The organism is Allobosea lupini (assembly GCF_900109525.1).
Classification (GTDB): Bacteria; Pseudomonadota; Alphaproteobacteria; order Rhizobiales; family Beijerinckiaceae; genus Allobosea; species Allobosea lupini.
Map to the genome: position 1 here is coordinate 45,313 of NZ_FOAN01000012.1, position 15,444 is coordinate 60,756.

Consider the following 15,444-nt stretch of genomic DNA (forward strand, 5'->3'; position numbering starts at 1 on the left):
GTCTCCTTTGCTGCTTCAAAAGGCCTCAGCCGGCGCCACACCGCCGGCCGCCGGCGCATGGCTGGCCGCGATGCGCTCCAGCGGCTTGCGCCCGAAGGCGAGGAAGAGAAGTGGTGTCAGCACCGTGTCGATCAGGGTCGCCGAGATCAGGCCGCCGAAGATGGTCACGGCGACCGGGTGCAGGATCTCGCGGCCGGGCTCGTCGGCGCCGTAGAGCAGCGGGATCAGTGCAAGCCCCGCCGACAGCGCCGTCATCAACACCGGCGTCAGGCGCTCGAGGCTGCCGCGGATGACGAGGTTGCGCCCGAAGCGCTCGCCCTCGTAGAGCACGAGGTTGATGTAGTGCGAGACCTTGAGGATGCCGTTTCGGGCCGAGATGCCGGCGAGCGTAATGAAACCGACCATCGACGCCACCGAAAGCGGTTGCCCGGCGATATGCAGGGCAACAACGCTGCCAATCAGCGCGAGCGGTATGTTGCCCATGATGATCAGCGCCAGCACCGCCGACTGGTAGCGCGTGAACAGCACCACGAAGATCAGCGCCAGCGACACCAGGCTGAGCAGCCCGATCCGCAGCGTTGCCTCCTCCTGCGCCTGAAACGTGCCCTCCATGCGGGTGACATAGCCCTGCGGCAGCGGCGTTTCGGCGACGATCCGGCGGATGTCGGCGACGATCGCCGCCATGTCGCGCCTTCCGTCGCCATTGCCGTAGACCGCGATACGGCGCTGCCCGTTCTCGCGCTGGATCTGGTTGGGGCCGTCGGTTTCGATGACCGAGGCGATCAGGCGCAAGGGTATGTGACCGCCAGGCGTCGCAATCAGCAGGTCCTCGAGCCCGGTCGTCGAGCGGTCCTGGTCCGACAGCCGCAGCACGACGTCGTAGCGGCGGTTGCCGTCGACGATCTGGGAGACGGTGCGGCCGTTAGAGAGCGTCTCCAGCGCCTGCGTGATGCTGGCTGGCGTCAGCCCGTAGAGCGCTGCCTTCTCGTGGTCGACATCGATGCGCAATTGCGGAATGCGGACCTGCCGCTCGATCTGGAGGTCGACGAGCCCGGGGACGGAGGCAAGGCGCTCACGCAGCGTCTCCGCAAGGCTGCGGATCGTGTCGAGATCGTCGCCATAGACCTTGAGCGCGATCTGGGCGCGCACGCCTGAGAGCATGTGGTCGAGCCGGTGGCTGATCGGCTGGCCGATATTGACCGAAACCGGCAGGATGCTCAGCGCTGCGCGGATATCGGCATATACCGCTTCCTTCGACCGCTCCGAGCGATGCAGATCAATGTCGACCTCCGAGGAATGGACGCCCTCGGCGTGCTCGTCGAGCTCGGCGCGCCCCGTGCGGCGGCCGATCGACTTCACCTCCGGCACCTTGAGCGCGATCTGTTCGGCGATGAGGCCTAGGCGATGGCTCTCGGCCAACGAGATGCCCGGGTTGTATTGCAGCGAGACCACCAGCGTGCCCTCGTTGAATGGCGGCAGGAACGTCCGCGGCAGCAGCGTCGCGCCATAGACGGCCAGCGCCACGCCGATGCCGACGCATGTGACGATCAGAGCGCGGGTTTCGAAAGCCCAGCGCAGCAGTGCGGCATTGCCTCGCTTTAGATGGCGGACGACGAATGAGTCGCGCTCGTGACCGCTCTTCGCGCCAGACAGGAGATAATACGCCATCACTGGCGTCAGCGTGATCGAGACGATCAGCGAGGCCAGGATCGAGACGATGTAGGCGATGCCGAGCGGCGCGAAGAGCCTCCCCTCGATGCCCGACAGAGTAAAGAGCGGGATGAAAACGAGGATGATGATCGCGGTAGCATAGACGATGCCGGAACGGACCTCCTGTGAGGCCGCCGCGATGACCGGGAGCACGGGCCTGGGCGCGGCGCTTTCCCGGTTCTGCTTCAGCCGCCGCAGGATGTTCTCCACATCCACGACGGCATCGTCGACCAGTTCGCCGATCGCGATGGCGAGCCCGCCCAGAGTCATCGTGTTGATGGTCATTCCGAAGGCCTGGAAGACCAGCACCGTCGTCAGGATCGAGACCGGGATCGCCGTCAGCGAGATCAGGGTTGCGCGGACATTCATCAGGAAGAGCAGCAGGATGAAGGCGACGACGCCTGCCGCCTCCAGCAGCACGCGCTCGACATTGGCGATCGAGGTCTCGATGAAGCTCGCCTGCCGGAACTGGACGTTGGTGGCCGAGATGCCGGCGGGCAACGTCTTCTGCAGTTCAGCCAGCGCCGCCTCGACCCTTCGCGTCAGCGCGACGGTGTCGGCTTCCGGCTGCTTCTGGATGCCGATGATCACGGCCGGCTTGCCCTGATAGCCGGCGTCGCCGCGCTTGACGCGCGCGGCGAACTCGACTCGCGCGAGCTGGTGCAGCAGGATCGGCTGGCCGTTGCGCTTGATCACGGCGGTGTTGCGCAGATCCTCCAGCCGCTGCGTTAGCCCGACGTTGCGGATCAGGTATTCGCGCCCCTGCTGATCGATGAAGCCGCCACCGGTGTTAGTGCCGAAGCGGGTGATCGCCGCCTGGATCTGCTCATGCGTGACGTCCAGCGCCTGCATCGCTGCTATATCTGGCGTGATCCGGTACTGGCGCACCTCGCCTCCCATCGGGATGACCTGCGAGACGCCGGCGATGTTCAGAATCTGCGGCCGGACGACAAAGTCGGCGATCTCGCGGACCTCCATCGGCGAGGCCCGCTCGGCTGTCACCGCGACCAGCATAATCTCGCCCATGATCGAGGAGACCGGCCCCATCTGCGGGTTGACGCCGCGCGGCAGCTGCTCGCGCACCAGCGACAGCCGCTCCGCGACGAGCTGGCGCGACCGGTAGATGTCGGTCCCCCAGTCGAACTCGAAATAGGTGATCGAAAGGCCGACACCTGAGACCGAGCGCACGCGCAGCACGCCGGGCATGCCGTTCATCGCCGTCTCGAGCGGATAGGTGACGAGCTGCTCGACCTCCTGCGGGGCGAGCCCCTCGGCCTCCGTCATCAAGGTGACGGTCGGGCGGTTCAGGTCAGGGAAGACATCGACGGGGACGCGCGGCAGGACGTAGCTGCCATAGGCTACAAGGACGAGCGCGGCAGCGATGACGAAGAGCCGGTTGCGCAGGCTGGCCGAGACGAGAAGGTTGAACATCGCGCGCTCGCCTTAGCGAATCTGGTTGAGGTGCTCGGCGCCGCGCACGACGATCCGTTCGCCCGGCGCGACGCCGGCCCGGATCACCAGCCTCGTCGCATCGAACGGTTCCGTGCGGACGGGCCGGGGCTCGAAGCGCTCGGGATCGGTATGGCGCCAGACCAGGGCCTCGCCATTGCCGCCGCGCACGACGGCGTCGCGTGGCAGGATGATGCCGCTGACGCTGGCGCCGTTGTGGGCCGTCACCCGCACGGGCTGGCCGATCGCGACGGTGGCGGGCGCATCCTCGACGGCGAAGTGCACCAGCGTCGCCTGCTGCTGCAGCGCCCGGCCGACGCCCCGGAAGAACAGTTTGAGCGGCTTGCCACCGGGCAGCAGGGCCGAGGCGCCGTCGAGCTGCGAGAGATCGACATCGCCATAGGACAGGGCCTCGACCCACAGGCCTGCGGGATCGACGATCTGGAACAAAATGTCCTGCGAGCCGACGACCTGGCCCGCTACGACCCGAACCGCCGAGACCACGCCATCGAGCGGCGCGCGCAGCACTTCGGGCTCGATCCGGATGCGCCCGACGATCTCGCGCCGCCGCATGAGCCCAGCGAGTTCGATCTCGGCGTCCACGACCTGGCTTTGCGGCGCGATGGCGCGCTCCGCAAGGCTGCGCGAGCGCTTCAGTTTCGCCTCCACCATGGCGATCTGCTGCTCGATCTCGCCGACGCGCTCGGCAATGGTTGTGCGGTCGGCCTGCGGCACCGCCTGCTCGACGGAAGCAAGGACATCGCCGCGCCGGACGAGCTGCCCAAGCCTCGGCAGGCCGCTCTCGGGCGCGACGATGCGGCCGCCGGTGATGCTCTGGACCTGTCCCGAGCGGTTAGGATCGGCGATGACGCGGCCGATCAACGCCACGGTCTTGCGCGCCTCCTCGGTCGTCGTGACTTGGGTGCGCACGTCGAGCAACCTTTGCGTCGGCTTCGGCGCGAAGACCGAGCCGTCCGGGAGACGGCGGGGGGTGTCGCCGGCCGGCGGCGCGGCCTTCGCCGCCTCGCCATGGTCGTGGCCCTCATGGGCGCTGGCTATGCCGATCCCGGCGATCAGCAGCAAGACCACGAGCCCGATCGTCGGGACGGCCGGCCGGGCGCTGCGCAGCCCAACCCCAAGCAGCAAGCCGAACGCCAGGGCCCCGCCACTGGCGAGATACAGCACCGGTAGCTGCTTTCCTGCTACGGGAAGGGTAGCCGCCTGCAGCTTTGGCCGTGCGGCACTAGCCGCATCCGAAGCCGATGCCGCTGGCGTTGCGGGACGCTCCAGCGTTCCGATCAGTAGGTCGTCGCCTTGCGGATGGGTGATCGCAAAGACCAGTTCCAGCGGACCCGTCCCGACCAACTGATCCGACGATACGAGGTAGGTCATGTCCGGGGTCGGTGTCGCCGCGACCTCCGCCCCGGTGCCGATCGTGACGACGACGCCGGCGTCGGTGACGGGGGCGTTGCCGGCATAGCGGTCCAGGAACAGCGTCAGCCGGCCCCCGCGCAGGATGCCAACGAGCTCATAGGCGTCGGAATGCAGCGCCACCCGCGGCGAGTCTGCCGTCGCAACAGTCGCGGGCGGGGCGCCATGGTCGTGGTCCTCATGGGCCGCGAGCGGGGCTGCGGACAGGATGAAAGCCAGCGACAAAGGCGCGACGAGGCAGTGTGCGAGGCTGCGGACGAACGAAGACATGAAACGAACCCATCAACACCGGCATGAATGTCCCGGCGGCGCGGCGGAAAGCCGGCCGTCGATCAGGCGATGTCGGAGGTTCGTGGCGGCCTGGCAGGCAGATTAGGAGTGCCCGAATGTGGATGCGTCTCTGGCGGCAAGTAGCGCCGGAACCGATGAGAGCTTCGCACGGGCAGTGAGGTCGCGCTCAGCTCGATGGCCGCGACCGCGCACATCGTGCCGCAGCAGACTCGCCCCCTAACTCCACTGTGCTGCGAGCTGTCCACCGGAGTGGACACATCCGGCTGGACCTTCCGGCAGACGCTTACCTCATCGATCGCCAGCGAGGCGACTACAGGCAGTTCAGCCACAGCTCGGTTTGAGTTCGATGTTGTTGGGAAAGCAAGCTTGGAGGATGCCCCATGCCCGGGATGCGCAGAGGCCGGCATTGCCCACACGAACGCCAGCAAAGCGGCCAGCGCGGCCGCCTGCAGAGTCCGGGTCAATGCATCGAACAACCTCACGTCGTTCAGCCATTTCGTTGTGATGGCACCTGAGATGAACCTTCCCAAGTGGGAAGGTCAAGCTATCACTGATATCAGGCGATTGGCGACCGACGCTCTCGCCATGAAAGGCTGACGGTACCAGCAATCGCGCTTCCCGCGGGGATTCTCATAGCTTGACCCGATATCCAACATCCGCGCTCAATGCTCACATCCCATCGCTGCTCGCGGGCAATCAGCGCGACGGCGGTCGGCCGCGCTGCTGCCGTTACAGGTCCGTCTGCCTGGATTAATGTCGCCAGTCTTGAGGCGCGCGTTGCGATGAGCGCAGTCGACAGTTTGCAAGATGCGGTTCGACCTAAGCAATTCTGAGATGAACGCAAAATTTATATGAAATTTCAACGTTATCTCGCGCAGTATCCGAGCGATGTTTTCTGCAATGTGCGGCGACATCATCGTTGGCGCCAGACTCCAATTGGAAATGTGCGCCAGCATGTTGCCCCGGCGGGCTCAAACTGCTGCTGAGGTGGCTTCACACGCTGCTGCGAGAGCAGCTTTCAGCCCCGCTGGGGCTTCCTTTCATCGGGAAGAACCGTCTGGCCCAAGCCGCCGCTCGCAAAATGCCTCACCAATAATGTGGTCGCCGCACCGTCGGCATGATTAACCGCAGCGGCAGCAATGTCGGGTCAGCTTTTGCCTAATCATAACCATTTGATGCTGAGCTAGTGCCGTGCAGATAATATTCCCTCTTCCGAACTCCGGATCCGCCGCCGCGCGTGAGCAAGCGCGTCTCGACGCGCTTGCTCGTTATAAGGTGCTCGACACCGCCGCAGAGGAATCGTTAGATCGGCTGACCCGGCTAGTGAAGACCATCTTCAGCGTCTCGATCTCGACTGTCACCTTCCTTGATGGGCACCGGCAGTGGTTCAAATCTAAGCAGGGCATGACAGTCTGTGAAACCGGTCGGGAACCGGCGTTCTGCAACCTCACAATCCAGCACCCGGCAAGCCTGATCATCCAGGATGCCGCATCGGACGAGCGCTTCGCAGATAACCCGTTCGTCATTGGCCCGCCCCATGTGCGGTTCTATGCCGGTTTCCCACTGCGCTCACCGGATGGCCATGCGATCGGCACATTATGTGCAATCGATCCGCAGCCGAGGCGGTTCAGCCAGCAAGACGACGAGATGCTGTCCCTTTTGGGCTCGCTGGCAATGGATTTGCTCGAACTCAGGAAACGAGCTTTAACGAACGAGACCGCGTTTGACGCCGGTAATGTCTCCTTCCCTTCTCCTGCTGAGGACTTCATTCGCGGTCGCAGCGTTCTGAAGGCGGGTCGCGTCGTTTTCAACAACAGCCGGACGACGATCAGTTGCACGGTCCGTCAGCTTTCACCTGAAAGTGCGGTCATCCATGTTCTTAGTACGGCGAAGATTCCCGACAGGCTCGTCCTCTTGATCGATACTGACGTCACATCCCGGCTCTGTACAGTTACAGCCAGAGCAGATCAGCACCTTGCGCTCTCGTTCGAAAGCTAATTTAGCTCAATTTCAAAGCACCTAGGCAATATTGCCCTTTGCGCCATAAGCTCACCTTGAGCTCTGACCCAATAGTCGACGTTAATAGCGGCGGTGTCGGGGTTTGCCCATCCAGGGCGGGTGACAAAGCCGCCCGACCACGACCGGTCAATTCGTCGCGTTCTTGCTGAGTCCGTTGCAAATCTCTGCGATCTCGCGCTTCCGATCCTTGATGATCTGCGCGGCGAGAGCCGTCGTCGTCTCGTTTTTGGCATGAGCTAGCGCGATCGGTCGGCCAGATTGAGAACGAGCTCGGCATCCACCAGCCGACGCTCTCGCAGCAACTCACCGTGCTGCGCGAGGCCGGTATCGTCGAGACCCGACGCGAAGCCAAGCAGATCTTCTATCGCCTGATAGAGCAGAAGGTTCCCCATCACGTGGCGGCACTGCACGCCATATTCTGCGCAGAGTACCCCACGCCATGCCCCATTTTGGCCTTCGCTCCTCGGAGGCAATGCTGATTGGCCTCTCGGCGTCCCTGCTCCTGCTCCTCAACGGCCGCGTCGCCGGCATCAGGGGTATTCTCGGCAGGCTGGCGCACGGCACGCAACTGCCTGCCAACGCCGCCTTCGTCATCGGGTTGATCCTCGGCCCGCTGGCCGGCCGTGACCATCACGACGTCGCTCCCGGTCATCACACGGGCCGGGCTGCTCGTGGGCTTTGGCACACGCATGGCGTCAGGATGCACCAGCGGCCACGGCATCGTCGGTCTTGCCCGGCTGTCGCCGCGCTCGATCGCGGCTGTGGTCACCTTCCTTAGCGCAGGGATCATAACCGTCACGCTAATGAGGCTCGTCTCGCCATGAAGCGATGGATGCAAATCCTGACCGCGCTTGCCTTGGGCGCCATCTTCGGCCTCGGCCTGTCGCTGTCTGGCATGCTTGATCCCATGCTCGTGCGCGGCTTCCTTGATGTCACCGGCACGTGGGACCCGAGCCTGGCTTTCGTGCTCGGCGGGGCCGTCCTCATTGCCTCTGCCGGGATGGTCGTGCGCCGGCGGCTCCGGCGGCCGGCGTTCGACGACGCCTTCCACCTGCCGGCAATCACGCCCATCGACACCCGCCTGGTTCTGGGCTCTGCTATCTTCGGGATCGGCTGGGGCATGGCAGGTCTTTGCCCCGGCCCGGCCCTGGCCTCGCTCTCGCTGGGGCTCGCCCCGGTCGCGATCTTCGACATTGCGATGCTCGTGGCATGACGGTTCATGACCGATCTATCGCAGGCCGAGCCTTCGCGCCACGCATCGGAACGACGCCGTGACGGCGCAGATCCCTATCTCGATAGGCTCGGGAAGCCTTGTTGGCTTCATGCTTGGCCTCGCGGTGACAGCAGCAGCTCCATGCTTTCGATCAGGCTGGTGGCGGATTGTAATCTTCGTGCTACATATCTGGCCAATCTGCAGTGCGAAGGTAGCAAATGCCTACTCCACATATCCCTCCAGCGGCCGTGCGCCGCACCCTGCGGAAGCTCGGCGCGGATATCCACGACGCCCGCCGCCGCCGCAAGCTGCCTATGGCGGTCGTGGCGGAGCGTGCTTTCACATCGCGCTCGACCCTCCAGAGGGTCGAGGCCGGCGATGCCAATGTGAGCATCGGCATCTATGCCGGCGTCCTCCAGGCCCTCAGTTTACTCGAAGCGCTGGGCCAAATCGCCGATATCAGCAATGACAGCGTCGGACAGGCGCTGGCTAGTGCCGATCTGCCCAAACACGTTCATCTCAAGCGGCCAACCGGATCGTCCCGCGATGGCTAACTTCGAGGTGCACGTCGAGCTGCAAGGTCGCACCCGTCCGATCGGATTGGCGCGGAGCAATCGCGTCCGCGGCGCAGAGACTATTCTCTTCGAGTATGACGATGCCTGGCTTTCGGATCCGGATCGCTTCTCGCTGGAGCCGGCGCTTGCATTGACGCGCGGCGCGTTCGCTCCTCCTTCTGGACTTGCAACCTTCGGCTCAATCGGCGACTCCGCACCAGATTCGTGGGGCCGCCGCCTTATGCAGCGCGCCGAGCGCCGCTTCGCCGACCGCGAGGGCCGCGCAGTCCGCATGCTCGCAGAAAGCAACTATCTGCTCGGGGTCGCAGACGAGACGAGGCTAGGTGCATTACGGTTTCGGTGGGTCGGCGAAGAGGCCTTCCAGGCGCCGATCAGCGCCGGCGTACCGGCCCTGATCGAGCTGGGCCGTCTGCTTCAGATCACCGAGCGGATTCTCCGGGACGAGGAAACGGACGAAGACCTTCAATTGATCTTCGCGCCCGGCTCCTCCCTGGGCGGTGCGCGGCCGAAGGCTTCGCTCATCGACCCACATGGCCATCTCTCCATCGCCAAGTTTCCTAAGGAGACCGACGACTACAGCGTGGAAACCTGGGAGGAGATCGCGCTGCGGTTGGCCGGTCAAGCCGGCATCGTCACCCCAAAACACGAACTTGTCGAAGTGGCCGGCAAGTCAGTGATGCTGTCGCGACGCTTCGATCGCAATGGCACGATCCGCATCCCGTTCCTGTCGGCAATGGCGATGATGGGCGCCAGGGACGGCGAGCGTGGCAGCTACCCCGAGATCGTCGACACCCTGGCCAGGCATGGCGCGCAGGGAAAGACGGACGCCCACGCACTCTATCGGCGTGTCGCCTTCAATGTGCTGATCTCCAACGTCGACGATCACCTGCGCAACCACGGTTTTCTCTGGCTCGGCAAGGCGGGGTGGTCCCTCGCGCCCGCCTATGACCTCAATCCGGTGCCCACCGATCTCAAGGCGCGCGTGCTGACGACGAATATCAACCTCGATGAGGGCACCTGCTCGCTCGATCTGCTCGAACAGGCATCGGAATACTTCGCACTGACGCTGGCGCAGGCCCGAGCGATCATCAAAGAGGTCGCGACCGTGACCGCGACATGGCGCAAGACCGCGAAGGCCGTCGGCGCTCGGTCGGTCGAGATTACTCGCATGGCCAGCGCCTTCGAGCACGACGATCTCACGCGGGCGCTGGCGCTATGACTCGGACTTTTCTTTGATAGCCTCGATCCGCCAGCCGCACGTCCGGGTTCTGGCTCCCCGTCAATCTGGACGTCTCCGGGATCCTCGGCATCTCGGGGCTCGGATCGGCTTCGCTTCGGGGCCGCACAGATGGGGATCGACGGCGACCATCCCAATCTCCACATCATTGCGCCCGGCGGCGCCACGTCGAAGGGCAGGCCGTGGGCATCGACGAGCCATTCCAGCACCGGCCCGATCTGCTCGGTCAGGCGCGCCACAACCGCCGGATCGGGCTCCCCCTCGGCCTCGGCCATGATGTCGGAAGCGATCACGCTCAAATCAAAGCGGGCCGCGTCGATTTAGAAAAAAGGCCGGGCGTCCCAAAGGGAGCCGGCCAAGGGGAAGCCAAGGCGATATGCCAAAGCCTCACGGGGAACGGAAGTCACCAGCTACCAGCGGGAGAGCCCGGAGCGGTCAGCGGACCGTTCGCCCGATATAGGGAATTCCTTAGCGTCCGCAATCCGCTATTTTGATGACCGACTCATGCTTAACGCGCGCGGCAACGCTTGTGCCAGTCCAATCTCGATCGAACCGAACTGCACTCGTTACGATGCCCTGCTGGTCGCCCTGCGCCGGGCCGCGGTAACGGGGGTATCGCGGGCAAGGCAAATGTGGCGCACCGCCGGGGTAATTCCAGTAAAGGAAACGGCTTCCTATTCTTAGAGCGCTGCATATTAACGCAAGTTGTGAACGCAGGCATGACGCGTTCCTATTATGAGACTGCGCGGGATGGACAGACGACCTCTGCTTGCTGTAGGGAATGCATTCAAAGATACATTTTTATGCAGTTAGCGATGACAATGCCGAAATGCTCAAGAAATAAATATCGCTCAGATAAATCTGCTGATAGTCCCTCAATCGTTATTGATATTGCGACACATCGGGTGCTGCGTAGGATTTTAGGTCTATCGCAGGAGGATATTACGCAAATCGATCTTCATCTCGCTGTCGAGGCTGGCCTGCTAAAAAGGCCCTCCAGCCAGATGGCCCTGACCGCGGATGATCGTTAACATCGTCGAGTCGTGCCTTCGGGCGACGGGTTTGTTGCGGCACGGCGACGGCACGACGTAGCTCGGTCATTTCCAATCCCTAGGTTATAAACTCAATCAGCGTCTTGAGATCGCTGCATTTGGTTGATTCCGTAGCCTTTATCGATGAAGGCGCGGCATGGCGAGATCGCTGTTTTGACTGTCGGACGAGGCATGGGCGCGGATCGAGCCACGCCTTCCGACGAACCAGCCCGGCGCGCGTCGTGTCGATGATCGACGGGTGATCTCGGGCATCATCCACATGCTCAGATGCGGCGGACGTTGGCAGGATTGCCCGCCGGAGTACGGGCCGGCGACCACCTCTAAGACCGCTGGAATCGCTGGAGCCGGCGCGGGCTGTGGCATCGGCTGTTCGCGTCGCTGTCAGCGCAAGGACAACTCGACGAGTTGGCATGCTCGACTCAACCTATGTGAAGGCGCATCGCTCGGCGCATGGTGGAAAAGGGGGGCGAAGGCGCAGGCGATCGGCGTCTCGCGCGGCGGCCAGACCACCAAAATCCACGCCGTCTGCGATCTTCTCGGCCGTCCCGTCGCGCTGACGCTCACGCCGGGCAACACCTCCGATATCAAGGCGGCGGAGCTTCTCAAGGAGCACGTCACCGGCTTCCGCCGCCTCGTGGCGGATCGCGGGTATGACGCCAATCAGTACCGGGGCTTCCTGAAGCAAGCCGGCACGATCCCGTCATCCCTGGCCGCATTTACCGCAAGCGGCGCATCCGCCAAGACGAACAACGCTACAAGGGTCGCTGGCTGATCGAGGCGATGTTCTGCCGCCTTAAGGACTTCCGCCGCGTGGCGACCCGCTACGACAAGCTGGCTCCCAACTTCGCCTCAGCCGTTGCGCTCGCCGCCGTCTTGGCTTTCTGGTGTTGATCGACCGGAAGGACAGCCATGACAGACTTCATCGCCCTGCTGCGCGCCGTCAACGTCGGCGGGACCGGCAAGCTGCCCATGAGCGACCTGAGGGACCTTTGCCAAAAGGCAGGCCTCGGATTGGTCCGGACCTACATCGCCTCCGGCAACGTCGTCTTTGCGAGCGACGCTACGGAAGCTGAGGTCAAGGCGCTACTTGAAGAGCAGCTTCGCGCTTACGCCGGAAAGCCGATCGGCGTGCTCGTTCGGACAGCGAAGGAGTTGGCCGCCGTATCGGCCGGTAATCCCTTCCCGACGGCCTCGCCCAACCGCACGGTGGTGATCTTCCTCGACCAGCCTCCGCATCCTGGCACGTTGGCGGGCATCACAGGGCAGGACGGTGAAGAGGTGAGCGTCGGGGTTCGCGAGATCTACGTCCACTACGGCGACAAAATGGGTCGCTCCAAGCTCAGCATTCCTCACGCCGCGGCAGGAACGGCGCGGAACATGAACACGGTCGCCGCCCTGGTCACCATGGCGACTACGCCGCCCGATTGAGTCTGAACCCTAGGCTGCTTCATAGTTGCAGCCCCAGATTTGCTATCAGATGTCAACTGCTTGGGCGCAGTCTGACCGAGAGGCCCGCGCGTGGACCCTACCGAACCGCCGACACTTGCGGTATGCTCTTTGCACCGATGTTGACAACGTAGAATACTGTCCTTCCAAAAAGAGGCTACGCCGGGATGAATGAGCCTATCGGAGGGAACGCAACTTTCGGGTCGACACCGGTCGTTGTCACGGATCCTGTACGGCCGCCAGTGCCGAGACAAGAAAATGTGTCTTCCAGCTTACCGAGCAGCGATGTTGGTACGTTGGTACTGCACTGGATCTCCGTGATCGCGGTGGTGACGAGCCTAGTCACAGGCATCAGAATTTCGGCCGACGCGCTGGATGCCGTCGTCTCGAAATGGATGGAACCAATCTTGCCTCAAGGAGAGATTTGGAGCGTCCATATTTGGGCCGGTCTGGCGCTGTTTGCGACGTCGACCGCCTATTTGATCTTCATGGCGACAAGCGGGCTGTCCGCGCGCATTTCGGCCCGGAGGCTATCGCCGTTGAGGATGCGAGCCCCTGCCAAACTGCGTTGGCTGAGCGTCAACGTCTTGCTCCATTGGCTGCTCTACGGTCTGGTGGTGGCCCTGACGATCACCGGGGTGCTGCTCTATCTTGGTTTCGGCGGGTGGGTCGTCACCGTACATCTTGCGGCAGCCTTCGGCACGTTGGCTTACACCTTGGCCCATATAATCGCGCATTTCGGATATGGCGGCTGGCGCCAGTGGCTGCGCATCTTCCGGCCGGCCCGGCTCGCGCCCTCCGTAGGCCAGCGCAGCCGCTACCCGTTGCTCATCGCCTCGTTCGTTGCCGTTCCGACCGCCGTCGCCATCGCCGCGCTAGACTATGAGAGTCGCGACGAACTTCTCGTGCAGACGACGACGGACATACCGACCCTCGACGGCACCACTGACGATGTCGCATGGCGATCCGCGCGCCCCGTCCGGGTCAGGACGTCCCAGGGCGCGAATCTCGGCGGGACCGGCGAGTCCACCGTCGAGATCCGGGCGGTCCGGGACGCGAACAAGATCTATTTCGCGTTCAAGTGGCAGGACCCGACCCGCTCCCTCGCACGTCTGCCGATGATCAAGCGAGAGGACGGATGGCGATTGGTCGGTCACGATGGCGATCGTGCCGACGTCGTGGATTTCTACGAGGACAAGCTCGCTGTCATCTTCTCGGCGAGCGACGCATTCGCCGGCGGCGGCGCGACGCATCTCGGCCCGAAGCCGCTTCCCGACCGGCCATCGTCCCTGAACGAGCGCGGCCTGCATTACACCACCGACGGCTCGTATATCGACATGTGGCAGTGGAAGGCTTCGCGCGGAGGTCTGATCGGCTACATGGACGACCAATATATCGGTCCCCCCAGGGAAGCGACCGCCGACGAGGCGGCCAAGCGCGCACGCTATCAGGGCGGGTACTGGAACGACCCGGGCCGGACCTTCTACAGCTATAATTTCGGGTTCGAAGGCCCCGGCGGCTACAAGGGTCCCGTCTCCCCAAAGCGCTTGCCGAAAAACGCGGAGGCCGCGGCACGCGCGATCGGGACATTCGACCCGACCAATGCCGATCTGAGCCAGGACGAGGGCAGCATCTGGTGGCTGACCGAGGCGGAGAGTGTGCCCTACACGATTGAGGCGGATGCCCGATTCCCCGTCGGTAGCATCATGCCCGGCGTTCTAATCCAGGGCGACTACGAGGGTGATCGTGGTGATATCCGCGCCGGCGCTCGGTGGAAGGACGGATACTGGACTGTAGAAGCGTCTCGGAACCTGAGCACGGCGAGCCGCTACGATGCCGACTTCACTGGAAAGAGCCCCCTGTACATGTGGGTGTCCGTCTTCGACCATAACCAGACTCGGCACACGCGCCATGTCAGGCCGGTTGAGGTCAGGCTGCGCTAGACTGCGCATGGTGAAAGTCTTGTCCCAAAGGTCCCGATGAAACGGACGGCGTCGCTCGTTATCAATGCCAAGAAGATCTCAGCCACCACGGGCCAGACCGTGCTGGACGCCGCGATGGGCGCGGGCATCTTCATTCCACATGATTGTTCGTCGGGCCAATGCGACACCTGCCGCGTTCGGGTCTACGACGGCGTCGTGGATGATCGAGGCACGCGTCGTGGCGCTACCGTGCTTGCTTGCCAAACGCGGGTCACGGGCGACGCCGTCCTCGAGTTCGACGCCGTGCCGGAGCCGATCAAGGTTCCGGCGATCCTGACGGGCATCACACCTCTTTCGCCGGCTATCCTGGAACTTGCGATCGGGCTTCAAAAAAGCTTGCCCTTTTTGCCCGGACAGTACGTGAAATGCGCCTTCGGCGGCTTTCCGGGGCGGGACTACAGCCCCACCCAACGCGTCGACGGAACCGGCGCGATCGATGAATTGATCGTCCACGTCAGGCGACTGCGCGATGGGGTGGTGTCATCCCGGCTAGGCACCAGTATCGGCATCGGCCACAAGGTGACGGTCCACGGACCCTTCGGCAGCGCGTTCCATCGCCTGGGCGAGGGTCGGATCGTCCTGGTCGCCACCGGCACGGGATGGGCGCCGGTCTGGGCCATTGCGCGAGCGTCGCGGTTTCGGCAGCCCGATCGCGAGATGGTGGTCGTCGTCGGCGCTCGCGCTGTCGAGGACATCTATATGAGGGAGTCGCTGGAATGGTTGGCCGCGACAGGGGTTCGGACGGTCATCGCAACCGCCAGCGCGCCGGTGACCCGAGATGGAGACGGCGTCTTATCTGGTCGCGTAACCGACCATCTCCCGATCTTCGCCGCTGAGGACACGGTCTATGCAGCCGGTAATCCATCGATGGTTGCAGCGGTGCAGGCGCTCTCCCATGAGGCCGGCGCGACATGCCACTGCGATCCGTTCACCGCATCGCCGGTGCAGCAATCGATCGGACGGCGGTTGCTCTCGTTCCTGAAGCGACCCGGCATTGCCGAAGCGGGCCCCACCACGGCGGCGGGCCAACAGGGGTGAA

Annotated in this window: 8 protein-coding genes and 5 pseudogenes; 11 read left to right on the forward strand and 2 right to left on the reverse strand. The window is 63.8% G+C overall.

All coding sequences use genetic code 11. The features are described 5' to 3' along the window. Positions 1–15 precede the first annotated feature (15 nt). On the reverse strand, positions 16–3,141 hold the full coding sequence (locus tag BMZ21_RS26370; protein WP_091841872.1) for an efflux RND transporter permease subunit: 3,126 nt from the start codon (positions 3,139–3,141) through the stop codon (positions 16–18). A 12-nt stretch (positions 3,142–3,153) separates the two neighbouring features. Further along, positions 3,154–4,860, reverse strand: coding sequence for an efflux RND transporter periplasmic adaptor subunit (locus tag BMZ21_RS26375; protein WP_091841875.1), 1,707 nt, complete (start codon positions 4,858–4,860; stop codon positions 3,154–3,156). A 1,212-nt stretch (positions 4,861–6,072) separates the two neighbouring features. Here BMZ21_RS26375 and BMZ21_RS26380 point away from each other — a divergent pair. The 11 genes and pseudogenes from BMZ21_RS26380 to BMZ21_RS26430 all read left to right on the forward strand — a co-directional run bounded on the left by BMZ21_RS26380 (position 6,073) and on the right by BMZ21_RS26430 (position 15,443). Then, a complete protein-coding gene (locus tag BMZ21_RS26380) occupies positions 6,073–6,879 on the forward strand; it encodes a GAF domain-containing protein (protein ID WP_244544024.1) in 807 nt (268 codons plus the stop codon). A gap of 266 nt (positions 6,880–7,145) precedes the next feature. Further along, positions 7,146–7,325: pseudogene (locus BMZ21_RS26385) on the forward strand (ArsR family transcriptional regulator); the annotation flags it as partial. After that, a pseudogene (locus BMZ21_RS26390) lies at positions 7,291–7,724 on the forward strand (YeeE/YedE family protein). The pseudogenes BMZ21_RS26385 and BMZ21_RS26390, both read left to right, overlap by 35 nt. After that, positions 7,721–8,175 (forward strand): annotated as a pseudogene (locus tag BMZ21_RS26395) (DUF6691 family protein). Before BMZ21_RS26390 ends, BMZ21_RS26395 begins: the two co-directional pseudogenes overlap by 4 nt. Before the next feature lie 156 nt (positions 8,176–8,331). Beyond that, on the forward strand, positions 8,332–8,667 hold the full coding sequence (locus BMZ21_RS26400; protein ID WP_091841881.1) for a helix-turn-helix domain-containing protein: 336 nt from the start codon (positions 8,332–8,334) through the stop codon (positions 8,665–8,667). After that, positions 8,660–9,907: a type II toxin-antitoxin system HipA family toxin gene (locus BMZ21_RS26405; protein WP_091841884.1), complete on the forward strand. Its 1,248-nt coding sequence runs from the start codon at positions 8,660–8,662 to the stop codon at positions 9,905–9,907. The genes BMZ21_RS26400 and BMZ21_RS26405 overlap by 8 nt, the downstream gene beginning before the upstream one ends. Before the next feature lie 79 nt (positions 9,908–9,986). After that, positions 9,987–10,117 (forward strand): annotated as a pseudogene (locus BMZ21_RS31175) (IS91 family transposase); the annotation flags it as partial. A gap of 1,041 nt (positions 10,118–11,158) precedes the next feature. Further along, positions 11,159–11,793: pseudogene (locus BMZ21_RS26415) on the forward strand (IS5 family transposase); the annotation flags it as partial. Between the two features lie 93 nt (positions 11,794–11,886). Then, the gene (locus BMZ21_RS26420) at positions 11,887–12,405 is read left to right on the forward strand and encodes a DUF1697 domain-containing protein (RefSeq protein WP_091841890.1); all 519 of its coding nucleotides are present in this window, start codon (positions 11,887–11,889) and stop codon (positions 12,403–12,405) included. Between the two features lie 314 nt (positions 12,406–12,719). Beyond that, positions 12,720–14,366, forward strand: coding sequence for an ethylbenzene dehydrogenase-related protein (locus tag BMZ21_RS26425; RefSeq protein ID WP_244544025.1), 1,647 nt, complete (start codon positions 12,720–12,722; stop codon positions 14,364–14,366). Positions 14,367–14,402: 36 nt separating this feature from the next. Next, positions 14,403–15,443, forward strand: coding sequence for a 2Fe-2S iron-sulfur cluster-binding protein (locus BMZ21_RS26430; protein WP_091841896.1), 1,041 nt, complete (start codon positions 14,403–14,405; stop codon positions 15,441–15,443). Position 15,444 lies beyond the last annotated feature (1 nt).